Genomic DNA, 23,118 nt, shown 5'->3' on the forward strand with positions numbered 1-23,118 from the left:
AAAAGGAGAGTTTGTAAATATATGGAAAAGAGAGAGGCGAATGAACGAATTAAGAGAACAGATGCAGGAAAGAATAAAAAAGATGTAAGGCCAGATGGAAAAAAGAAGGATGCAGGAAGAGCCGGCGTACCGGAAAGAAAACAGAAAAGTCTCTGTCCTGTAAGCAAAAAATGTGGTGGCTGTCAGCTGCTTGATATGCCCTACAGCCAGCAGCTGACATTAAAGAAAAAGCAGCTGGAAGAGACATTAAAGGGAATCTGCAAGGTTCAGACTGTGATTGGAATGGAACAGCCATTTCATTACAGAAATAAGGTTCATGCGGTGTTTGACCGCGACCGCAGAGGAAATATTATTTCCGGGATTTATCAGGAAAATACCCATATCGTAGTGCCTGTGGAAAAATGCCTGATCGAGGATGAAAAGGCGGATGAAATTATCGGGACTATCCGGGGAATGCTTAAATCCTTTAAGATCCGGATCTATGATGAGGATACGGGATACGGCCTTCTGCGCCATGTGCTGATCCGGAAAGGATTTCAGTCAGGGGAGATCATGGTGGTACTGGTTACTGCATCACCGGTATTTCCTTCAAAGAACAATTTTATAAAGGCACTTCGGGAAAGGCATCCGGAGATCACAACCATTGTACAGAATATCAATGGCCGGGGAACCAGTATGGTATTGGGAGACCGGGAGCAGGTTCTTTATGGAAAGGGATATATCACGGACCAGCTCTGTGGCTGTACCTTCCGTATTTCTTCAAAATCCTTTTATCAGGTGAATCCGGTACAGACAGAGAAGCTCTATAATCTGGCCATTGAGTTGGCTGGGCTTACAGGAAAGGAAACAGTGCTGGATGCCTACTGCGGGATCGGAACCATTGGCATCATAGCCAGCCGCAAAGCCGGTCAGGTGATCGGAGTGGAGTTAAATCAGGATGCAGTCCGGGATGCTGTAAATAACGCAAAGCTGAATCAGATTTCCAATATCCGTTTTTACTGCAATGATGCCGGCCGGTTTATGGTAAATATGGCGGAGCGGGGAGACCGGGCCGATGTAGTCATCATGGATCCGCCCAGAAGCGGAAGCACAGAGGAATTTATGGACTCCATTAAGAAAATGGGGGCGGATAAGCTGGTGTATATTTCATGTAATCCTGAGACATTGGCAAGGGATTTGAGGTATATGAAGAAGCTTGGGTATCGCGTGGATGGAAATGCGGTTGGGGTGGATATGTTTGCGGAGACTTATCATGTGGAATGTGTCGTGAAGCTGGAGAGAAAAAGGTAAATAACTTTGAATTCGTACAATAGACTGCACTATAATTAGAGTATGTGTGGCATGGCAGGGGGATTGCGTTGAATATAGAAGCGTATGATGTGGAATCTTTAAGAAAACTGGTAAGACTTCTTGAATATGAGAATAAACGATTGAAAGAAAGGTTGAAAAAAGAAAATATCTTATATGATGATGTCAAACCTTTTGAGGAAACTGTAGATCATATGGAAACCTATGACCCGGATCAGGGAGGACGTATTACTGCTCCGGCTTTTATTACGGAGGAAATGGCAAAATGTTTTTTTCTATGTTTTGGGGACGAGAAGATGTTTATGCGAAACGCAGCAAATATGGCGGTTATTTCCCACAATGTGAGAATAGATGGAATGAGAAGCTTTGTCTGAAACAGTGTGGTGAGAAGATTCTTTGTGATGAGTGTGAAAATACCAAGTGGATTAAATTGGATGTAAAAAAGATCATTGCATTACTATGACAGAATGTATCCCTCTCAGGATGTGGCAGGCAGCATTGGCAATTTGATTGCATTGCCATTACAGGGACAGGCACTTAAAAATGGGAACAGTGCGTTTGTAGGTGAAAACTGGAATGCGCACCCCAACCAATGGGAGATTTTGCTTCATCAAACAGAAAAATTAGGGATAGAAGATGTTGAGGGCTATACGAAAAAGTGGAAGAGAGAGTTAGCCGAAGCCTCGGGAATACTTGTTGGCAGTGAGAGAGATCACAGATCCAAGGCTTTGATTTTCCAAGACTTGATATGTTGATATTGGCGGCACCGGTGGTGAGACATCACAGCAAGCTCTTGTTAGAGAAATAAAAGAAGAATTAGAAACAGAAATTATGGTTGGTGATTTGATTGATACGATTGAATATGACTATCCAACCTTTCACCTTTCAATGGATTGTTTCTGGTGCGAAGCACTTGAAGGTGCACTGAAGCTTTTGGAGGCTGAATCAGCACGTTGGCTTACAAAAGACACATTATATGATGTTCAGTGGTTGCCAGCAGATATTATGTTAGTAGATGAGATTGAAAAACAGATGGAATAAGCAGTTGGGTTTGTAACTAAGAGGTGAAATTAAAGGTCATGTTTGTATAATTAGAAGAGATTTATATTTGAAAAGCAGGTCCGGTAAAATAAAGGGGAAAATAAAAAATGAAATATCTGGCGCACAGAGATCAGGAATCCGAAAGGGAACAAAGTTTAATTGATCATTTAGAGAAAACGGCAGAACTCGCCGGGCAATATGCAGAAGCGTTCGGTGCATATCAGTGGGGATACTGCGCAGGCTTACTTCATGATATAGGAAAATATTCCCAGGAATTTCAGAGACGAATTCGTGGAAGTGAGGAACAGGTAGACCACGCAACGGCAGGTGCACAGCTTTGTCATGAAAAGAAGGGGTATTATTCCCTGTTAAGTTATTGTATAGCTGGCCATCATGCCGGTTTGGCAGATACCGGAACAAGAAATGATAGAAGTAATATGCCTACATTGTACGGGCGCCTAAAGAAACAGATTCCTGATTATAATGCATACAAGGGAGAGATTCAGATCCCGCAGTTAATGGAGCTGCCTTTTGTGATACAAAACAGGAAAGAAGCAGGGTTTGCCAGTGCTATGTTCATTCGCATGTTGTATTCCTGTCTGGTGGATGCGGATTTTTTGAATACAGAAACTTTTATGAATAAGGGAATGACGGAGCGTGACTGTGGTGATTCCATTTCCGTCCTGTATGAAAAATGTATGTCTGGAATTTCCGGCTGGCTGAAAAACGAAGATAGAAATACGATCAATGGGAGAAGAACAGAGATTCTGAAGCATTGTCTGGAAATGGCTTCCAAAGAGCGCGGGATGTTTCGCCTGACAGTGCCTACAGGCGGCGGAAAAACTATGGCATCCCTGGCTTTTGCTTTGAAGCATGCGGCAGAACACGGCATGAATCGGGTCATTTATGTGATTCCGTATACAAGCATTATTGAGCAGACCGCAGGCATTTTTGCTGAAAAACTAGGACAGAAGAATGTTTTGGAACATCATTCCAATGTGGATTATACCGTATCGGACGAATTGAAATCTATGCAGCTGGCAGCAGAGAACTGGGACAAGCCGGTAGTTGTAACAACCAATGTTCAGTTCTTTGAATCTATGTTTTCTAACCGATCTTCAAAATGCAGGAAACTGCACAATGTGGCTGACAGTGTCATTGTTTTTGACGAGGCACAGATGCTTCCGACAGACTATTTAAAGCCGTGTATCGCAGTTATGGAACAATTGATTCGTCATTATCGGAGTTCCGTGGTGCTTTGTACGGCCACACAGCCTGCGCTGCAGAACCTGTTCTCAGAAGATATTGGATTCAGGGAATTATGCCCTGGAGTTGATGATCAATTTGCGTTTTTTAAACGATCCAAAATCCGGGATTTAGGAAGAATATCAGGTGATAGTTTAGTGGAACGCCTCAAAAATGAGTACAGTGCACTGTGCATTTTTAATACAAAGAAAACAGCACAGAATATGTATCAGGAACTTCGGGGAGAGGGCGTATATCATTTGTCGACGGCTATGTATCCGGTTCACAGAAAACGGGTTCTTGCGGAAATCAGAAAGCGGTTGGATGATAAAAAACGGTGCATTGTTCTTTCGACCAGCTTGGTTGAGGCAGGCGTGGATCTGGATTTTCAGACAGTTTATCGTCAGTTGGCAGGTGTGGATTCGGTAATCCAGGCAGCGGGACGATGCAACCGGGAGGGAAAGCGAAGCCTGGATGAAAGCAATACCTATATTTTTCAGCTGCAGGAAAGAGAGTTTATGCCGGGGCAGCGTCAGCAGATGCAGGTAACAGAAGGACTGCTTATAGATGAAAAGGCTTTGGATGACCTGGAAACCATTCAGAAGTATTTTGAGGAATTGTTCTATCTGCGTCGGGAATCTCTGGATAAAAAGAAGATATTAGAAATGTTTCAGTTTCAGTTTGAATTTGCTCACGCAGCAAAAGAGTTTAAGCTGATTGAAAATAATACAGTAACTATTTTGATTCCTATAGAAGAGCGGGGAAGAGAAATTGCAGAGCAGCTTCGGTTGGGGATGGTAAATCAGGCTCTTATGAGAGAGGCCGGCCAGTATTGCGTCAATGTTTATGCTAAGAAGGCGGAAGACCTGTGCGGAGCAGGGATTATCTCTCCTATTTCAGCAGAACTGGAGGATTTCTATGTTCTGACATCCGAAGAGCAGTACGGGGAAGATACGGGACTGAATCTGAATATTGAGGCGGGGCAGGCGGTTTTGTGGTAGGGACACGAAGGCGGAGAATGATATGTGCATTCTCCGCCTTTGTCGTTTTAAAAAGAAACTAAATATTTCAATCCACAGTTGAAAATTTCAACAGACAAATTTTAATGTAACACAAAAAAATATAAAAGTAAAATTTTTTTTAAAATAGATAGCGGTCTTGACAGATTTATCCAGAAGTGATACATTTTAAATATAAAATAAATGAAATAGAAAAAGAAAGGGGAAAACATGTCCATAGGAATTAAGGTAAAGGTGTGGGGAGACTATGCTTTATTCTGCAGACCAGAAATGAAGACAGAACGCTGTTCATATGACGTTATGACACCGTCGGCGGCCAGAGGGATTTTAGATGCAATTTTCTGGCACCCTGGGTTAAAATGGAAGATCGATCAGATCTATGTGAATCACCCGATTCAATTTACCAGTATACGTCGGAATGAAGTAAAAAGCAAGGCTTCTGCCAGCAATGCATTGCAGGTTTATAACGGATCTCAAAAGCCGCTTTACATCAGCAGCAAGGAAGACATTGTGCAGAGGGCATCGCTGGTGCTGCGGGATGTGGAGTATGTTATAGCAGCTCATTTTGAAATGACGGATCAGGCCAATGCATCCGATAATCCGGGGAAATTTAAGGATATTATGATGCGGAGGCTGAAACGGGGCCAGTGTTATCATACCCCCTATTTTGGAACCCGGGAATTTCCGGTGCGTTTTTGCCTCTGTGAAGAGGAAGAGATTCATACAGCGTATGAAGAGCAGGAGGAAAAAGATCTTGGATATATGATTTGGGATATGGATTACTCAGATCCTGAAAATATCCAGCCTATGTTTTTTCGGGCTGTTTTAAAACGAGGAGTCCTTGACCTTCGGGATTGTGAGGTGGTTCGATGATTCTGCAGGCATTGGCAGATTACTATGAAGAACTGCTTAAAGATGGGAAAACAGTCCCCAATGGCTGGTGCAGGGCTAAGGCTTCTTTTGCTTTGAATCTGGCAGAGGACGGGAGTTTAAAAAATGTTATATCATTAAAAGAAGAACGAGAAATGGGAAAGAAAACAATGTGGGTTCCTTCTGAACGGACAGTTCCACAGATGGTGTCTCGTTCCTCTGGAGTATCTGCCAATTTTTTGTGTGATAATTCCAAATACATGTTGGGAGTAGATACACAAGGAAGCGGCGGCCGTGTTCAGGAATGCTTCGAGGCGGCAAAACAGCGTCATCTGGAAATACTGAAGGATGTACACAGCGCTGCAGCAGAGGCTGTGAAAGTCTTTTTTCAAATCTGGAAGCCGGATGAAGCCAAAGAAAATCCGAAACTGCAGGAAGTATGGGATGAGATTACAGATGGCAGTAATTTGATATTTTTTGCAGATGGAAAAGAATGTCAGGATGATGAAGCGGTTAAAAATGCATGGGAACGGCAGCTTCTGGATGGGGAATCAGAGAAGAAGGGCCTTTGTCTGGTAACCGGTAAGAGAACAGAGATAGCCAGGATCCATACAGTAATAAAAGGCGTACAGGGGGCTCAGTCCAGCGGAGCTGCATTGGTATCCTTTAATGCACCGGCTTTTGAATCTTATGGTAAAACGCAGAACTACAATGCACCGGTGGGAAAGTACGCGGCATTTGCTTATACCACGGCTCTCAATTATCTTCTTTCTCAGAAAGATTATGTTCTGCAATTGGGAGATACCACAGTGGTCTTTTGGGCAGAAGGAGGAGAAGAACTCTATCAGGACGCCTTTGGCTGGATCATGGAAATGCCGGTGGACAATCAAAAGGAGGTACAGGGAATTTTAAAGGCAGCAGCGAAAGGTGAGCCGATTTCTGTTCATGATCTGGAGTTGGATCCGGAGCGGAAATTTTATATTCTTGGATTGGCTCCGAATGCAGCCAGGTTATCGGTACGTTTCTTTTATCAGAATCATTTTGGCAGGCTTCTGGAACATATCAATGCTCATTATGAGCGCTTGCAGATGGTAAGGCCGGCTTGGGAAAAACGAGAGTATCTGGGCATTTGGGCCTTGCTGCAGGAGACAGTAAATCAAAATGCAAAAGAGAAAAAGCCGGTTTCCAATATGGCAGCTGCGTTAATTCGGGCAATTCTTGGAGGGGATCGTTATCCGGAAAGTCTGTATACAGATCTTATGATTCGGATCCGGGCAGAACAGGGGAGAATGACCTGGGGACGGGCTTCTATTATCAAGGCACATTTAATTCGGAATTATAATTGGAAGGAAGGGGTTGAATTTGTGAAAATAAATGAAGAAACAAGAAACAGAGCTTATGTTCTGGGGCGGATTTTTTCTGTATTAGAAGCAATTCAGGAAGATGCGAATCCGGGAATCAATACGACGATTCGGGACCGATATTTTAACTCTGCCTGCACTACACCGGCATCAGTATTTCCGGTTCTTTTACGGTTGAAAAACAGCCATATCCGTAAACTGGATAATATCGGTTTAAAGGTTAAATATGAAAAAATATTAACAGAATTGATGGGAAAACTGAATGAATATCCGGCTCGTTTGACTCTGGAAGAACAGGGAATGTTTATGCTTGGTTATTATCATGAGGTGCAGAAACGATATACTAAAAAGGAGGATAAATAAATGGTAGAGGCGATCAAAAACAGGTATGAGTTTGTAGTTTTGTTTGACGTGGAAAATGGAAATCCCAATGGTGATCCGGACGCAGGAAATATGCCGAGAATCGATCCAGAAACAGGTTATGGCCTTGTGACAGACGTGTGTTTAAAACGGAAAATCCGGAATTATGTGGAGATCGTGAAAGAAGAGGAACCGGGATATGAGATTTATATTCGGGAAGATGTGCCATTAAATCGCAGTGACAGCAAGGCTTTTGAGCACTTGGGAGTTACAGGAAAAGAAGATAAAGCACTCAAAGAATTAAAGAAAAAAGATCCGGATGCAGATTTGAAAATTCGGGATTTTATGTGCCAGAAGTTCTATGATATCAGAACATTTGGGGCCGTTATGACTACATTTGTAAAGGCAGCATTAAATTGCGGCCAGGTGAGAGGACCGGTTCAGCTTGGATTTGCCAGAAGCATTGATCCCATCATCCCACAGGAGGTTACGATTACCCGTGTGGCGATTACAACGGAAGAGGATGCGGCAAAAAAGAGTACGGAGATGGGTCGAAAGAGTATTGTGCCGTACGCATTGTACCGTACCGAGGGATACATATCGGCAAATCTGGCAAGAAAAGTGACTGGATTTTCAGAAGAAGATCTGGAACTTTTGTGGGATGCGATCATCAATATGTTTGAGCATGATCATTCTGCAGCAAGAGGGAAAATGGCAGTCCGTAAGCTGATTATTTTTAAACATAGTAAGGAATTAGGGGATTGTCCGGCTTATAAATTGTTTGACGCAGTGGAAGTGAAAAAGCAGGATGAAGCTGCATATCCAAGAAAATATCAGGATTATGAAATCACTATTCATAGAGATCAGATTCCGGAGAGTGTGGAAGTGATTGAAAAATGTTAAGGAGGGCAAAGAGAATCAATGGAGTATCAGGAAGACGATTATTTGATGATCTCCGGGATTCAGCATTTTCAGTTTTGCCGGAGACAGTGGGCTCTTATTCATATTGAACAACAATGGGAAGAAAATGTTCATACGGCAATTGGCGATTTGATGCATAAAAAGGTTCATGATCCGTATTTAACAGAAAAGAGGAAGGGAGTGCTCGTTGTACGGGCGCTTCCTGTTTCTTCAAAGAGCCTGGGTTTTAGTGGTGAATGTGATGTGGTGGAGTTTCATCAGGCAGATGATGGGGTAAAACTTCATGGGCACAGAGGTTTTTACCAGATTTACCCTATTGAATATAAAAAAGGGAAGCCCAAAAGCACGGAGGAAGATATTCTCCAGGTCACAGCACAGACCATGTGTCTGGAAGAAATGTTTTCTGCAAAAATTGAGAAAGCAGCTCTTTTTTATGGTGAAACAAGGCGAAGGGAAGATGTTATTATTACAGGGGAACTTCGTCAGCAGGTGAAAAATATGGCAGAAGAGATGCACAGGTATTATGAACGGCGTTATACTCCAAGGGTACGGACTGGAAAGAGGTGCAATTCCTGTTCACTGAAAGAAATTTGTATGCCGAAATTGGAGAAGGTTTCTTCTGTGAAAGCGTATTTGAACGAGGCGTTGGGGGAATCAGAATGAAAAAACTGCTGAATACACTGTATGTTACAAGGGAAAACGGTTACTTAGGTTTGGATGGGGAAAATATAGTAATTTACGATGATAATAAAGAGATTGGACGGCTTCCTCTCCACAATTTGGAAAGTATCGTTTCTTTTGGTTATCGGGGAACCAGTCCGGCGCTGATGGGCGCCTGCGTGGAGAAAAATATTCCTTTATGTTACCTGAGCCCGCAGGGGAAGTTTCTGGCTCAGGTAACAGGAAGTGTACGCGGCAATGTGATATTAAGAGAGAAACAATTTGAAAGCAGCAGGGATGGTAAAGTGAGTTTGGATATTGCCAAAAGCTGCATTATAGGTAAAATTTATAATGCAAGATGGGTGTTAGAGCGTACAATTCGGGATCATGGAATGCAGATAGATACAGAACGGGTGAAGCAGGCATCGGAATTTTTGAAAGGATCTCTGCAGGAAATTCGGCAGTGTGAAACTAAGGACCAATTAAGAGGATATGAAGGCGAAGCAGCAAAACTGTATTTTAGAGTTTTTGATGAGATGATTCTTCAGCAAAAGAAAGATTTTTTCTTTGAAAAGAGAAGTAAGAGACCACCGATGGATCGAGTCAATGCACTGCTTTCCTTCACATACACGCTGCTGACACACATGGTACGTTCTGCATTGGAGACAGTGGGGTTAGATCCTTATGTAGGATATCTGCATACAGAGCGGCCTGGTCGGGTATCCTTGGCACTTGACTTGATGGAGGAGTTACGTCCGGTTTTGGCTGATCGTTTTGTATTATCTTTGATTAATCGAAAAATGCTGAATGGGAAAGATTTCAAAATTAAAGAGAATGGAGCTGTCTTGATGACAGAGGATGCAAGAAAAATGATTTTGACAGAATGGCAGAATAGGAAAAAAGAACAGATTACGCATCCTTATTTGAAAGAAAAAGTGGAGTGGGGGCTGGTACCATATGTTCAGGCTATGCTTCTGGCACGATACCTAAGAGGTGATTTAGACGGATATCCGCCATTTTTGTGGAAGTAAAAAGAGGGAATTTAATGCTTGTTCTGATTACATATGATGTTAATACAGAAACTGCAGCAGGGAGATCACGGCTGCGTAAGGTTGCAAAACAATGTGTGAATTATGGCCGCCGCGTTCAAAACTCCGTATTTGAATGTATTTTGGATAATGCCCAGTGTGTGGTATTAAAAGCAGAATTGTCGGAACTGATTGATGAAACTGTAGATAGCTTGAGATTCTATTATTTAGGAAATAATTATAAAACCAAGGTAGAGCATATTGGAGTGGATCGCGGAATTGCAGCTGATGATGTTTTGATTCTTTAGGAGATCCGGTGCGAAGGAGAAGTAAACAGAAAATGTCTAAGAGGTTCGCACTTAAAAAACAAGAAAAAAGGAAAAATAAGGGGGAGGGTAAAACAGTTTTGAGAGTAAAAAGAATAATAATATGGTAAAATGTACTAGTTATTATGTTTGAAACAGGACAGATATTGGCCTGTTTTGCTGTCTGGCTCCGCGAGGAGCTAGTGGATTGAAATTCTGTGCCTACCGCTCTCTCATCTTCCTTACAGGTCTGGCTCTGCAAGGAGCTAATATAAAATAAATTTCTGCTATATATTTTTTGACGATTTCTGGTAAAATAGTGTTATCTAAGAAAGGATGAACGCTATGAGAAAAACATATCTTCCTCTGTCAGATGAAGACAGGAATTACCTTAAATCATTATCAAAAAAGAGAACCATTCAGGCACAAGTCGTGGATCGTGCCAGGATTCTTTTATATAAAGCTGATGGAATGACATTCCGGGAAATTGCTGATAAACTCGCGATCAGCACTGCCACGGTACGTCTTTGTGTTTCGAAGTTTCATAAAGGCGGTTTGGATGCCGCACTGTTTGATGTCCAGCGTTCTGGACGTCCATCCGAAATCTCCGACGATGCGAAGGCATGGATGATCAGCATTGCGTGTCAGAGACCGGCAGAACTCGGTTATGCGCAGGAACTGTGGACATTGGCTTCCCTCCATAAATACATTCAGAAACATGCAGAGGAGGCGGGATATCCAAGACTTTCAACCGTTACGAAACCATATATCCAGAAATTCCTCAGGGAACAGGATATGAACCCCTTTAAAATCAAATATTACTGCGAAAAGCGGGATCCTGATTTTGAAACAAAAATGCATGAAGTCCTGCTGGTCTACAAACAGATTGAAATGCAGTTTGATGAGAATGGTGATCTCATTGTTCCAGACAATTATAAATTGACGATCACGGTGTCCTATGATGAGAAACCGGGGATTCAGGCAATCTCCAATACTGCACCAGATTTACGCCCGACACCAGAACACGGAGAGGTATATCGTGATGCAGAATACAAACGTCTTGGAACGCTCTCTTTGCTGGCAGGCATTGATCTGCTTACAGGAGAAGCCATCCCGTTAGTAAGCGAGACTCACAAGAGTTCTGATTTCATTGAGTTTTTAAAGATATTGGACAAAAAATATCTATCACAGGATACAATCCGGATCATCCTGGATAATCACTCCGCACATACTTCCCAAGAAACACGGCGCTTTCTGGATACGATGCCAAAGGGACGTTTTAAATTTGTGTTTACTCCGAAACATGGCTCATGGTTAGATATGATTGAAAGTTTTTTCAGTAAGGTGACCCGGCAGATGCTTCGAGGAATCCGTGTCAATACCAAAGAGGAATTGGAAGAACGAATTTACAGGTATTTTGATGAAGTAAATCGTGAGCCAGTGATTAATCACTGGAAATATAAAATGGATGAAATCAGTGAAGAGAAAACTGCATCCGTTTGATATAGCAATTATTTAATATTCGTTATACTATTATGAAACATTATAACCAGCTCAAATTTCTATGTATTAGACAGGAAATCGGCAGCTGGTTATAATATAACACACAAAACCTATTAAAACAATATGAAATAAAGGAGATAAATATTTATGAGCATAAACGAAAATAGTAACAGATGCTTTTCATGTACTGACTGCGGTGTGAAAAACTGTTCGACCAGAAAGGGATCTTATCCGGAATTTTGTCCAACGGTGGCATTAACAGATGAGGAAATTGAGAAAGTCACAGATCTTTATGTAAAGAATAAAAAGAACAGAAAAGTTGCAGTGGCAGCAGCGGAGGTTGAAGGTGGATTTTATGGAAAGTATACCCGTGTTGAAGAAATCATCGAGTTTGCACACCGGATCGGTGCAAAGAAAATAGGGATTGCTACCTGCGTTGGTCTTTTGGAGGAAAGCAGGATCTTTGCTCAGATTTTACGGATTAATGGATTTGAAGTGTATGGGATAAGCTGTAAGGTTGCATCGCAGAATAAGACCAGCATTGGCATTCCTGAGGAATATACCTGTCAGACCGGACAGGTGATGTGCAATCCGATCATGCAGGCCAAGCTCCTTAACAAACAAAACGTTGATTTGAACGTTGTGGTTGGCCTTTGTGTAGGCCATGACAGCCTTTTTTATAAATATGCCAATGGATTAACCACCACGCTTGTTACAAAAGATCGCGTACTTGCTCACAATCCTGCGGCTGCTTTATATCAGGCCAGAGCATATTATAAGAAACTGCTGCTTGCTCCCGCAGGCGGGGAAGTTCAGTCGGGAAAGAAATAAAGGATATATGGATACGAATTCATATCAAAAATCTGCATAGGAGAAAATAGTAATGAGAAAATTCAATAACAAAAAAACGTTTGCTTTTTTATCAACCGGTTTGCTCCTGGTTTCCTTAAGCGGCTGTGCTAAGAGCGATACATTGCCAGAAGTTCAGAATGAGCCGACAGCAGAAAATCCCAGAGAAATTCTGATATCCACAAACAGTGATTCTAATCCGGACAGCTTTATTGATGAAAACGGAGCCTATACCGGCTTTGAACCGGAAATGCTGAAGGCGATTGACGAATTACTTCCCGAATATATATTCAAATATACTTCAATTTCCAGTACAGACGCGCTCCTCGCCCTGGAAAACGGGAAGATCGACGCTTCTCTTCAGCGTTGGGAAGATAACCAATCCCGGAGAGAAAAATACCTCTTCACAAATGAGTATTACCTTACATATCCCCAGAATATTACTGTATGGTGAGACAGAAACGATATCAATTCTCTGGAGGATCTTGAAGGTAAAAAAGTACTTGTAAAGGCTGCTGGCGGCAGCGATGACTATTTCAGGCAGAATTATATTGCTGAAAGCGGAGCCGATATTGAGCTTGTTTATCTAAACGGTGCGGGCATAGCTGCCATGATCCAGATGTTCCAGGATGGAGAGGTGGACGCAATGACCTATGTGGAAAGAAATAGGGAAAAGGTAAATGCAGGTTACGATGCTCAGTTCAAAACAGTTGGTGATACGATCATGGCTTCTGATACCTATATTCTTTTGGATAAAAAGGAAGAAAAACTGCGTGACAGGATAGATGAGGCTTTAGTCCGGCTTCGTGCAGAGGGTTTCTTAACAGAGCTTTCGATTAAGTGGTACGGTGAAGATTTCAGTATTGATCCATATAAAGAGTGATTGGAGTATAAACGGTTATGAATTTCTTTGATTTTTCACTCTGTATCGAATACTTCCCGCGATTGTTATCTTATTTTCCCGTAACACTGAAAATCATAGGCTTTTCCATCGTATTCGGCTTCGTGTTCGGGGCAGTTATGGGGATTGTCCGTATCTACAGAGTTCCCGTATTAAGCCAGTTCTTTGCGGTCATTGTTTCTGCTCTTCGTTCCGCTCCTCCGAATGTGCTTCTGCTTTCCTTTTATTTCGCATTGCCAATGCTTTTCGGAGATATGGCGCTAACGTTATTTCAGGTTGACATGAACCGGATTGACAGCATCTGGTATGTAGTGCTTGCCTATTCCTTTATTAATGGCGCTTTTTTCTCTGAACTGATCCGTGCCTCGTTATCTGGTGTAGATCATAATCAGATGGAGGCTGGCTTGGCTATGGGTATGACGGGATTTCAAACGTTCCGGCGTATTGTTGTCCCTCAGGCGATGGTGATTGCGATTCCGGAATTGGGAAATATTCTGATCAATATCGTAAAGAACACCTCGTTAGCCTATATCATCGGCGTCATAGATATTATGGGGGCAGTCAGCATTGTTTCTGTAGAAACCTTTCACAATCTGGAAGCTTACGTAGATGTTGCGGCTATATATCTTGCTGTTTCATTCGTCATAGAGTGTATGTTCAGCCAGTTGAAAAAATGTGTCTACAAGTAAAGGAGTGGGGAATAACGGTGAATTTTAGATTTGACTGGGCTTTTGCATGGAAGGTTTTTTGGATCTGCCTTCAATATGTTCCTTTGTGTATATTTGTTGCTGCTGTTTCTGTTTGTATAGGATTAGTTTTGGGTATTTTGCTAGCAGCTGCAAGACGCAGCCGCTACCGTGTTATAAATGTTATGACAGATATTTATGTTCATCTGATACGCGGTACCCCGCAGATTCTGCTGCTGCTGATTATTTATCTGGTAATTAAAACAAATTTTAACAATCTGGCAAAGTATTATAACTGGGGCGTCAATGCCAGTGTGATATCCCCTGTTCTGATTGCCGTTATAGCGCTCAGCCTTTCTGCCAGCGCATATTTAAGCGGAACTGTATCCACAGCGCTCAATTCAGTAGATGATGGACAGCGGGATGCCGCATTGGCCTGTGGCATGGATCGCGTTACTTCCTTTTACCGCATTATCCTGCCTCAGGCAATTCCGGTGGCTATGCCTCTGATTGGCAGCCAGTTTATCATCATGATCCGTGCCACTTCATTAATCGGTTATATCGGTGTAGTGGATATTGTTGCAGCCGGTAAAATTGCTTCTACGATCAGTTCTAATATCCTTGAGGCATATGCGGCCGAAACACTGATCTATTGGGGGCTTACATTCTTGCTGGAAACCGTATTTTCATTCTTTACAAATAAAATTTGCTGGTCTTATAAAGGAGAAATGGCTTCATGATACAACTAAGCGGTATAAAAAAATCCTTCCATGATCTGGAGATACTCAAATCAGTCGACCTTACCATTGAAAAAGGCGAGGTGGTGGTGATTCTGGGGCCAAGCGGATCTGGAAAAACCACGCTGCTGCGAAGCATCAACTGCCTTAACAGGGCAGATGACGGAACGGTAGCAATAGGTGATCTGAGGGTAGATTTGAAAAGACCCAAAAAACACGAGATACTGGCACTGCGCCGAAAGACGGCTATGGTGTTTCAGCACTATAATCTGTTTCATAACAAAACAGCACTTCAAAACATCAGTGAGGCTTTGATCATGGTAAAAAAACTGCCAAAGAAAGAAGCGGAGGCAATTGCGGCAGAATACCTGAGACAGGTAGGTCTTGCGGATAAGGCAGACCGATATCCGCGCCAGCTGTCCGGCGGACAGCAGCAGCGTATAGGAATCGCACGTGCGCTGGCCATCGATCCTGAACTGCTACTGTTTGATGAACCGACAAGTGCATTGGATCCAGAGCTGGTAGGCGAGGTGCTTGATGTAATGAAAGCGATTGCAGGGCAGGGACGCACGATGCTGATTGTTACACATGAAATCAGCTTTGCAAAAGAAATAGCGTCCTGTATCGTGTTTATGGATGGAGGCGTAGTGGTGGAGGAGGGTCCGCCAGAAGAGATTTTGAACAGGCCGCAGAATCCTCGTACGATTTCATTCCTGCGCCGGCTGCTACCGGAAGACTACAGCTATACCATATAGAGGAGATACGTAATGTTTGATTTTGATAAGGAGATAAAGCGAAAAGGAACGAACTGTTCAAAATGGGGTCATCAGGGCGGTGATTTTATCCCTATGTGGGTCGCTGATATGGATTTCCCGTTAGCTCCGCCAATCATGGATGCGATTCAAAGGCGTCTCAGTCATCCTGTATTTGGGTATGGAGGGTATCCTGAAGAGGCTGCAGAAGCGGTAATACGGCATTATCAGGAGGCGTATGGTGCGGCGGTATCCCGGGATTGGCTTGTCTGGGTTCCAAGTGTTATGCCGGGGGCAAATCTTGCGTGCCGCGCAGGAGGCGGAGATATGGTTTACAATACGCCAATGTACACACATATTCGCAGACTGCCGAAGGAAGCAGGAGTGAATGCTGTCGAAGTTCCCATGAGGGAGGAAGGCTTACATTATACACTTGATTTTGAAGCCATGGAACAGGCAATTACCCCGGATGTGAAGGTGTTTGTTAACTGCAATCCCCATAATCCTGTTGGAAGAGTTATGACAAGATCAGAACTGGAAGAAATTGATGGTTTTGCCCACAGACATTCCCTTCTGGTTGTATCGGACGAAATTCATTGTGAACTGATTTTAGAGGGACGTCACATACCCTATTTTACATTGAATGAGCGCGCAGAGCAAACCAGTATCACACTTTCCAGTGCAGGTAAAATAGCAAATATTCCGGGCCTTCCTCTGGCATTTGCAATCATTCCCAATAAAGAGCTTAGCAAAAGCTTTCAGGAAGAGGCTTGCGGACTTTTTTCGCATCCAAATGAACTTGCTGTTGCAGCAATATCAGCCGCCTATGATGGATCCTGCAAGGAATGGAAAGACCGGCTGATTGATTATCTGCGTCAGAACAGAAATTATCTGGAGGAACGCATTCGTAAGATCCCGAGACTTCATGCCGTACATAATGAAGCTACGTATCTCTGCTGGATTGATGCACGTGAGTCCGGAATCCATGATCCATATACTTTTTTCAGGGACAAGGCTGGCGTGCGTCTGAATGATGGACGGGATTATGGTAAGGAAGGGTTTGTGCGGTTGAATTTTGGCTGCCCAAGAAAACAGCTGACAGAAGCTCTCGACAGAATGGAGGAAGCTGTCAGAAAGAACTGTTAAACATTCAATAAGGAGTGCATGGATATTTTTAAATGGTATAGGTGAATTCAGAAACCTGACGGTTGATAATATCTTCTAAGGTAATACTGTCGAAATATTTTGTGACAACATCGTACAGGCCTTCATAAATTGGTAAAGTAATACAGTCTTCACATTTTTTACACAGGTTTGGGGTGTTGTCCATACAGCTTACAGGAACAAGACTCCCCTCAGCGCTTTCTAAGATTTCACGGACTGTGATTTCGGAAGGCGCTTTTGCCAGCCTGTAACCGCCCATATGTCCCTTTGTTGCGCTAAGTAAATTACCTCTGTTCAGGAACGGGATAATCTGCTCCAGATATTTCTTTGAAATATCCTGTCTTTTTGAAATGTCTTTTAATGCGATAAATCCCTGATCATAATGCTGCGCCAGATCTATCATCATGCGCAGGGCATAGCGTCCTCTGGTTGATATTTTCATAGGATCACCTCCTCGCTGCCTATTATACTACAGAAAAGATAGGCTTTCAACGCTTAAAAATAGATTGACAAATGGAATCTGTGGCACTATACTTACATAAACATATATAACCTATATAAATAATAGGTAATAAAAGAATGGAGGAAAAAATCATGGCAGATATCAGGAAAAGCTCATTAGAATTAATTGGAGGAACACCGCTTCTGGAGGCGGGAAGATACAGTAAAAAAGCAGGGGTAAATAAGGCGGTTATTTTGGCAAAGCTGGAGTATTTGAACCCGGCAGGATCTGTCAAAGACAGAATTGCGCTTGCTATGATCGAAGATGCAGAGAAACGCGGCATTTTAAAGCCTGGAGCGACGATTATTGAACCGACCAGCGGGAATACTGGAATCGGGCTTGCGGCTGTGGCTGCGGCAAAAGGATATAGGGCTATTCTTACACTGCCAGATACCATGAGCATTGAGCGCCGGAATCTCCTGAAGGCTTATGGAGCCGAGCTGGTACTGACGGAAGGTTCCAAGGGGATGAAGGGAGCCATTGCGAAAGCAGAGGAATTAAATAGGGAAATTGAGGGCTCGGTTATTCTGGGGCAGTTCATTAATCCCGCAAATCCAAAGATACATAAAGAGACGACAGGGCCGGAGATCTGGAAACAGACAGATGGAAAGGTGGATATCTTCGTTGCCGGCGTCGGAACAGGAGGAACCATTACTGGTGTGGGAGAATACTTAAAGGAACAGAATCCGGATATCCAGATTGTAGCAGTGGAACCGGCAGGAAGTCCGGTTCTTTCCAAGGGAACCCCGGGAGCCCATAAGATTCAGGGGATCGGAGCCGGATTTGTGCCGCAGACACTTAATACGGAGATTTATGATGAAGTCATTACGATTGAGAATGAAGACGCATTTAAAGAAGGGAGAGCTTTTGCAACATCAGAAGGCATCCTGGTCGGCATTTCTTCCGGAGCAGCATTAAAGGCTGCGGTTATCCTTGCAGGCAGACAAGAGAATGCAGGTAAAGTGATCGTTGCATTGCTTCCCGACTCTGGAGACCGGTATTTGTCAACAGCCTTGTTCAGCACAAATTAAAACTGCAGGTGATACAATGACATTAACACAGTTACAATATGTAGTGGCAATTGCGGAAACAAAGTCCATGAATAAAGCGGCGGCCGCTTTATTTGTATCACAGCCGGCATTGTCAGGTACAATTAAGGATTTAGAAGAGGAGCTTCAAACGGAACTGTTTATCAGAACCAATAAGGGAATCGTGATCACAACAGAAGGCCAGGAATTTTTAAGCTACGCAAGGCAGATGGTTGAGCTTGGAAATCTGGTGGAAGAGCGGTTTGTGAATAAAACAATAGCAAAAAAGAAGTTTAGTGTGTCCATGCAGCATTATTCTTTTGCAGTGGAGGCATTTATTAAACTGGCAAAAAATTTTTCTATTGGGGAGTATGAACTGGCGGTTCATGAAACAAAGACCCACGAAGTGATTGATAATGTAAAGGATTATAGAAGTGAACTTGGTGTGCTCTACTTAAATTCCTTTAATGAAAAAGCAATGACCAGAATACTGGAGGATAATGATCTGGAATTCATGCCTTTATATGACTGTGGCATATCTGTTTACCTTAGTAAGAACCACCCCCTCGCAGAGAAGACGAAGATTACAATGGACGAGCTGTCCGAGTATCCATGCCTGTCTTTTGAGCAGGGGGAAAGGAATTCCTTTTACTTTGCAGAAGAGGTATTCAGTACCCATGCATACAAACAGATCATCAAAGCAGATGACAGAGCGACGATGCTGAATCTTATGACAGGATTAAATGGTTATACTCTGTGCAGCGGGATCATATGTCAGGATCTGAATGGGGATTTCTACGTGTCGGTTCCTCTTGATACAACAGATACCATGACAATCGGTTATATCAAGCGGAAAAATATACCCCTCAGCCTTCTGGGCAGAAAGTATATTGATATTCTTAAATCCTATAAATGAGTTCGGTATTTCAGCGGTTTATTCATTGTTATAATGGAAACTTATAGCCAGTTCTAACTTCTATGTATTTTACAGGAAATGAGAAGCCGGTTATAATAGGCCCATAAAACCTAGTTAACATATAGGAAACAGAGGCGAATCGGAGGAGAATGATATGAGCAAATACAGATTTGAGACGCTGCAGTTACACGTAGGACAGGAACATCCAGATCCGGCAACTGATTCAAGAGCGGTACCGATTTATCAGACAACATCTTATGTTTTCCGAAACTCTCAGCATGCGGCAGACCGATTTGGCCTTGCAGATGCCGGTAACATCTATGGAAGACTTACGAATTCCACACAGGATGTGTTTGAGAAGAGAATAGCGGCGCTTGAGGGCGGCTCCGCTGCCCTGGCATTAGCAAGTGGAGCGGCGGCTATTGCTTATACCATTGAGGCTCTGGCGGCAAACGGTGGGCATATTGTCGCACAGAAGACGATTTATGGGGGAAGCTATAATCTGCTTGCCCATACCCTTACCCAGTATGGAATTACCACAACTTTTGTGGATGCCCATAATCTTGAGGAAGTAAAGGCAGCGATCCAGGATGATACCAGGGCTGTCTATCTTGAAACTTTAGGAAATCCGAATGCAGATATTCCGGATATTGACGCCATTGCAGAACTTGCACATGCAGCAGGACTTCCTGTCGTAGTAGATAATACATTTGGCACACCTTATCTCTTCAGGCCCTTTGAGCATGGCGCCGATATCGTCGTTCATTCGGCAACTAAGTTTATTGGCGGACACGGAACTACACTTGGTGGAATTATTGTTGAGTCCGGAAGGTTCGACTGGAAGACAAGCGGAAAGTACGGCAATATCGCTGATCCAAATCCAAGCTACCATGGAGTAAGCTTCTATGATGCGGCAGGCCCCGCAGCATTTGTAACTTACATCCGGGCCATTCTTCTCCGTGATACGGGGGCAGCCATTTCACCCTTTAACGCATTTCTTTTGCTTCAGGGGACAGAGACTTTATCCCTTCGTCTGGACAGACATGCAGAGAACACCAGAAAGGTTGTAGAGTTCCTAAGGAACCATCCAAAGGTTGCCCGGGTGAATCATCCGTCTCTGGAGGAACATCCGGATCATGAGCTCTATGAAAAGTATTTCCCCAATGGCGGAGCGAGCATCTTTACGTTTGAGATCAGGGGTGGAAAAGAAGAGGCATGGAAGTTTATTGATAACCTTGAGATTTTCTCACTCCTTGCAAATGTAGCGGATGTGAAAAGCCTTGTCATTCATCCGGCCAGCACAACCCATAGTCAGCTTACAGATGAAGAACTTGCAGATCAGGGCATCAAACAGAGTACGATCAGACTCTCGATTGGAACAGAACATATTGACGATATTATCGCTGATCTTGAAAAGGGATTTGCCGCGATATAAAGGAATGAAGGCAGCTGGCTCAATTACCCAGGGAATTTCCTTATTAAAACAGGAAATTCCCTTTTTGATGTCATCAACGATCCGTGAAATCTTTCGTAAGCAGCCAGTTTGATTTTTATAAAATAAGATCAGTGTGTAGCGCCCTCGGCAGCCTTTATATCAGATTCATGTTCGCCGATAGCTCTGATTGCGGCTTCGATCCCGGCAGCAATATCTTCGATGCTCATGGAAGGGGCGGGAGCCGGACGGTTGACGGTCTGGCTGTGGATAAAGGGAACGTGCATAAAACCGCCTCTTACTCCGGGGTATTTCCGTTCCAGAGTATAAAGGACGCCATACATCAGATGATTGCATACAAAGGTTCCGGCAGTATTCGATACGCTGGCGGGAAGTCCTGCCTGACGGATAGACTGCACCATAGCTTTGATGGGCAGGGTAGAGAAGTAAGCCGGAGCTCCGTCCTTAAAGATGGGGAGATCGATGGGCTGATTACCTTCATTATCTTTAATACGGGCGTCATCCAGATTGATCGCCACCCGTTCGGGCGTCAGTCCATAGCGTCCGCCGGCCTGTCCGATACACAGGACGGCGTCTGGCATTTCCTGTTCTATGGCCTTTGCCACTGTTTGAATGGATGTTCCGAATACAGTGGGAACCTCCAGCTTAACGATAGAAACAGAGCCGATCTGGTTCTGTACTTTTTTTACGGCTTCCAGAGCCGGGTTAACCGGTTCGCCTCCAAAGGGATCAAATGCTGTAAGTAAAAGCTTCATAATAAAATATCCTTTCCGCAGATGGTGTGAAAACAGCTTCAAATGTATCAGAATGCCAGAAAATACATCAGTACAATATGGATGGCCAGCATGAAAAGAGCCATGGGGAGCTGGGATAAGATTACGGTGTATTTGTTTTTCGTTTCCAGTACTGCCGCTGGGAGAATGTTAAAATTAGCAGCCATGGGCGTCATCAGAGTACCGCAGTAGCCAGCTGTCAGTCCAAGGGCGCCTACAATCGCCGGATCGGCTCCCTGTGCGATCAGGAAAGGTATACCGATCCCGACGGTAATTACTGAAAAGGCAGCAAAACCATTTCCCATGATCATGGTAAAAACCGCCATGGCAATACAATAGACTGCGGTAGCTGCAAACAGATTTCCGGAAGGAATCACAGCGCTTACGCCTGCGGCAATTACATCGCCGACTCCCGCAGCGGTAAACACGGCTCCAAGAGCGGCCAGAACCTGCGGGAGAATACCGGTGACGCCGACATTGTCTGTAAGACGAGTACAGTCCTTTGCCGCATATACAGGTTTTGGGCGAAAGAGCAGGAAAGCCGCAATAAGTGCAATTACTCCTGATACGCCGATGGCGTTATTGGCTCCCAAAGATTTAAAAAAGGTAGCGACCAGTACGGCGCTGAAGGCCAGAAGAAGAGGCGGAATAAATACAGAATATCCTAACCGGTCTGCCGCTGCACGTGTTTTGGCTGCCGCGGGAACGTCGCTGCTGCTGGGGGCAACCCTTTTAAATGCAGTGAGGATCGCCATAAGGACGACACATAGTCCGGTGATCCATCTGGGGAAATAGGGACCCGCAATAAATGTAGCGGCCAGAATAAACCAGAAGGCCGCGGTTGTAATCCGTTTTTCACAGGTCGGATCCTTTAAAGCCTTAAAGCCTGTGCCAATAAAAATAAGGCCTATAATACAGTAAAAGAATTCAGCAATTGCAGTACTGAGAGTCCAGGTCATATTAGTTTGCCTCCTTTTTTCTGCGTTTATCTCCGAATCTGCGTTTCAAAATCCGGTCAAAAAGCAGGGCATAGACCACACCTGCCACCAGAGAAAGTACGGCGATGGGGATTGACTGTCCGGCAATCTGAAGGGCGTCTACGGGATAGCCCTGTTCACTTAGGGTGGACACAATCAGAAGTGTGCCGGAAGAACCCATAAAGCAGTTCTGAGCAAAAAAGTTACCGTAATTTTCGCTTCCTGAGCACATACCCTTAATTTGATCTTCAGTCTTTTCGTCCAGTTTGTCATACTGGACAACAGCGGCTGCCTGAGCTATAGGATTGATCAGAGGACGGATAAACTGGACATGGCCTCCGATGCGAAGAGAAAATGCCGATGCAACCGTACGAATAGCCTGCCAGATCGCAATCAGACGGCCGGTTGTAACATTTTTCAACGATTTGATAAAATCGACAGCCTTATCCTTTAAGCCATTGCACTCGCACAGTCCGATAACGGGCAGGGTCAGGATAAAAAGAGTAGCTGTCCGGTTAGTGATAAAGGCGGTTCCAAGAGTATCCAGAATCTCCAGCGGACTCATGCCTGCCACCAGACCGGTAGCAAGACCTGCTGTTACCACCACGGCTAGAGTGTCCAGCTTAAGTATAAATCCTGCAATTACGATGAGGACGCCGATCAGTTTCACAATTTCCATACAAATCTCCCTCCTTAATAAATGCGCTGTAAAAGCGCTTTTTATTTTTGACATCCGGATGTGTCGATAAAATTGTCGGA

Annotated in this window: 24 protein-coding genes and 2 pseudogenes; 22 read left to right on the plus strand and 4 right to left on the minus strand. The window is 43.7% G+C overall.

Annotated elements, in window-relative coordinates:
- Positions 1-144: 144 nt before the first annotated feature.
- From rlmD to ACZM6M_RS13700, 19 genes and pseudogenes are all read left to right on the plus strand, one after another.
- A pseudogene (gene rlmD / locus ACZM6M_RS13610) lies at positions 145-1,290 on the plus strand (23S rRNA (uracil(1939)-C(5))-methyltransferase RlmD); the annotation flags it as partial.
- A 295-nt stretch (positions 1,291-1,585) separates the two neighbouring features.
- Complete coding sequence (locus ACZM6M_RS13615) at positions 1,586-1,771, plus strand: TOTE conflict system archaeo-eukaryotic primase domain-containing protein (protein WP_489490496.1); 186 nt, start codon at positions 1,586-1,588, stop codon at positions 1,769-1,771.
- Positions 1,758-2,063, plus strand: a complete 306-nt coding sequence (locus tag ACZM6M_RS13620) for a TOTE conflict system archaeo-eukaryotic primase domain-containing protein (protein ID WP_178274450.1) — start codon at positions 1,758-1,760, stop codon at positions 2,061-2,063. The genes ACZM6M_RS13615 and ACZM6M_RS13620 overlap by 14 nt, the downstream gene beginning before the upstream one ends.
- Before the next feature lie 16 nt (positions 2,064-2,079).
- Positions 2,080-2,349: pseudogene (locus ACZM6M_RS13625) on the plus strand (NUDIX domain-containing protein); the annotation flags it as partial.
- Positions 2,350-2,456: 107 nt separating this feature from the next.
- Positions 2,457-4,595: a CRISPR-associated helicase Cas3' gene (cas3, locus tag ACZM6M_RS13630; protein WP_178274451.1), complete on the plus strand. Its 2,139-nt coding sequence runs from the start codon at positions 2,457-2,459 to the stop codon at positions 4,593-4,595.
- Between the two features lie 228 nt (positions 4,596-4,823).
- On the plus strand, positions 4,824-5,486 hold the full coding sequence (cas5c, locus tag ACZM6M_RS13635) for a type I-C CRISPR-associated protein Cas5c (RefSeq protein ID WP_489490489.1): 663 nt from the start codon (positions 4,824-4,826) through the stop codon (positions 5,484-5,486).
- Complete coding sequence (gene cas8c / locus ACZM6M_RS13640) at positions 5,483-7,207, plus strand: type I-C CRISPR-associated protein Cas8c/Csd1 (protein ID WP_489490490.1); 1,725 nt, start codon at positions 5,483-5,485, stop codon at positions 7,205-7,207. The genes cas5c and cas8c overlap by 4 nt, the downstream gene beginning before the upstream one ends.
- Positions 7,208-8,107: a type I-C CRISPR-associated protein Cas7/Csd2 gene (gene cas7c, locus ACZM6M_RS13645; RefSeq protein WP_178274454.1), complete on the plus strand. Its 900-nt coding sequence runs from the start codon at positions 7,208-7,210 to the stop codon at positions 8,105-8,107.
- Between the two features lie 18 nt (positions 8,108-8,125).
- Complete coding sequence (gene cas4 / locus ACZM6M_RS13650; protein ID WP_178274455.1) at positions 8,126-8,788, plus strand: CRISPR-associated protein Cas4; 663 nt, start codon at positions 8,126-8,128, stop codon at positions 8,786-8,788.
- The gene (gene cas1c / locus ACZM6M_RS13655) at positions 8,785-9,816 is read left to right on the plus strand and encodes a type I-C CRISPR-associated endonuclease Cas1c (protein ID WP_178274456.1); all 1,032 of its coding nucleotides are present in this window, start codon (positions 8,785-8,787) and stop codon (positions 9,814-9,816) included. The genes cas4 and cas1c overlap by 4 nt, the downstream gene beginning before the upstream one ends.
- A 14-nt stretch (positions 9,817-9,830) precedes the next feature.
- Positions 9,831-10,121, plus strand: a complete 291-nt coding sequence (cas2, locus tag ACZM6M_RS13660) for a CRISPR-associated endonuclease Cas2 (protein ID WP_483200989.1) — start codon at positions 9,831-9,833, stop codon at positions 10,119-10,121.
- A gap of 342 nt (positions 10,122-10,463) precedes the next feature.
- On the plus strand, positions 10,464-11,621 hold the full coding sequence (locus ACZM6M_RS13665; protein ID WP_489490491.1) for an IS630 family transposase: 1,158 nt from the start codon (positions 10,464-10,466) through the stop codon (positions 11,619-11,621).
- Between the two features lie 147 nt (positions 11,622-11,768).
- Entirely contained in the window at positions 11,769-12,452 is a 684-nt protein-coding gene (locus ACZM6M_RS13670) for a DUF1847 domain-containing protein (protein WP_418926278.1), read from the plus strand.
- A 52-nt stretch (positions 12,453-12,504) separates the two neighbouring features.
- Positions 12,505-12,924 carry a transporter substrate-binding domain-containing protein gene (locus ACZM6M_RS13675; RefSeq protein ID WP_418926277.1) on the plus strand — a complete coding sequence of 140 codons (420 nt, stop codon included), beginning with the start codon at positions 12,505-12,507 and terminating at the stop codon, positions 12,922-12,924.
- 12 nt (positions 12,925-12,936) lie between these two features.
- Positions 12,937-13,353, plus strand: coding sequence for a substrate-binding periplasmic protein (locus ACZM6M_RS13680; protein WP_418926280.1), 417 nt, complete (start codon positions 12,937-12,939; stop codon positions 13,351-13,353).
- Positions 13,354-13,370: 17 nt separating this feature from the next.
- Positions 13,371-14,060, plus strand: coding sequence for an amino acid ABC transporter permease (locus ACZM6M_RS13685; RefSeq protein ID WP_418926276.1), 690 nt, complete (start codon positions 13,371-13,373; stop codon positions 14,058-14,060).
- 128 nt (positions 14,061-14,188) lie between these two features.
- A complete protein-coding gene (locus ACZM6M_RS13690; protein WP_489490492.1) occupies positions 14,189-14,797 on the plus strand; it encodes an ABC transporter permease subunit in 609 nt (202 codons plus the stop codon).
- Positions 14,794-15,549 carry an amino acid ABC transporter ATP-binding protein gene (locus ACZM6M_RS13695; protein ID WP_418926274.1) on the plus strand — a complete coding sequence of 252 codons (756 nt, stop codon included), beginning with the start codon at positions 14,794-14,796 and terminating at the stop codon, positions 15,547-15,549. The genes ACZM6M_RS13690 and ACZM6M_RS13695 overlap by 4 nt, the downstream gene beginning before the upstream one ends.
- A gap of 12 nt (positions 15,550-15,561) precedes the next feature.
- Positions 15,562-16,692, plus strand: coding sequence for a MalY/PatB family protein (locus ACZM6M_RS13700; protein WP_418926273.1), 1,131 nt, complete (start codon positions 15,562-15,564; stop codon positions 16,690-16,692).
- A 28-nt stretch (positions 16,693-16,720) separates the two neighbouring features.
- Here the strand turns inward: ACZM6M_RS13700 and ACZM6M_RS13705 are convergent, their stop codons facing one another.
- Positions 16,721-17,152: an RrF2 family transcriptional regulator gene (locus ACZM6M_RS13705; RefSeq protein ID WP_317439106.1), complete on the minus strand. Its 432-nt coding sequence runs from the start codon at positions 17,150-17,152 to the stop codon at positions 16,721-16,723.
- A gap of 152 nt (positions 17,153-17,304) precedes the next feature.
- Here ACZM6M_RS13705 and cysK point away from each other — a divergent pair, with 152 nt between their 5' ends.
- The 3 genes from cysK (at position 17,305) to ACZM6M_RS13720 (ending at position 20,591) form a co-directional block, all read left to right on the plus strand.
- On the plus strand, positions 17,305-18,243 hold the full coding sequence (cysK, locus tag ACZM6M_RS13710) for a cysteine synthase A (RefSeq protein WP_337433354.1): 939 nt from the start codon (positions 17,305-17,307) through the stop codon (positions 18,241-18,243).
- Positions 18,244-18,259: 16 nt separating this feature from the next.
- A complete protein-coding gene (locus ACZM6M_RS13715; RefSeq protein ID WP_066545623.1) occupies positions 18,260-19,156 on the plus strand; it encodes a LysR family transcriptional regulator in 897 nt (298 codons plus the stop codon).
- 154 nt (positions 19,157-19,310) lie between these two features.
- The gene (locus ACZM6M_RS13720) at positions 19,311-20,591 is read left to right on the plus strand and encodes an O-acetylhomoserine aminocarboxypropyltransferase/cysteine synthase family protein (RefSeq protein ID WP_066545625.1); all 1,281 of its coding nucleotides are present in this window, start codon (positions 19,311-19,313) and stop codon (positions 20,589-20,591) included.
- A 128-nt stretch (positions 20,592-20,719) separates the two neighbouring features.
- Here ACZM6M_RS13720 and pcp read toward each other — a convergent pair whose 3' ends face one another.
- Genes pcp through ACZM6M_RS13735 form a run of 3 tightly spaced genes read right to left on the minus strand, consistent with a single transcriptional unit; the run spans position 20,720 to position 23,038 of the window.
- Positions 20,720-21,364 carry a pyroglutamyl-peptidase I gene (pcp, locus tag ACZM6M_RS13725; protein WP_066545634.1) on the minus strand — a complete coding sequence of 215 codons (645 nt, stop codon included), beginning with the start codon at positions 21,362-21,364 and terminating at the stop codon, positions 20,720-20,722.
- Positions 21,365-21,411: 47 nt separating this feature from the next.
- A complete protein-coding gene (locus ACZM6M_RS13730; RefSeq protein ID WP_489490493.1) occupies positions 21,412-22,341 on the minus strand; it encodes a DUF979 domain-containing protein in 930 nt (309 codons plus the stop codon).
- A gap of 1 nt (position 22,342) precedes the next feature.
- Positions 22,343-23,038 (minus strand): DUF969 domain-containing protein, encoded by a 696-nt coding sequence (locus tag ACZM6M_RS13735; RefSeq protein ID WP_418763279.1) that lies wholly within the window; start codon positions 23,036-23,038, stop codon positions 22,343-22,345.
- Positions 23,039-23,118 lie beyond the last annotated feature (80 nt).

Source organism: Enterocloster sp. (assembly GCF_057861365.1).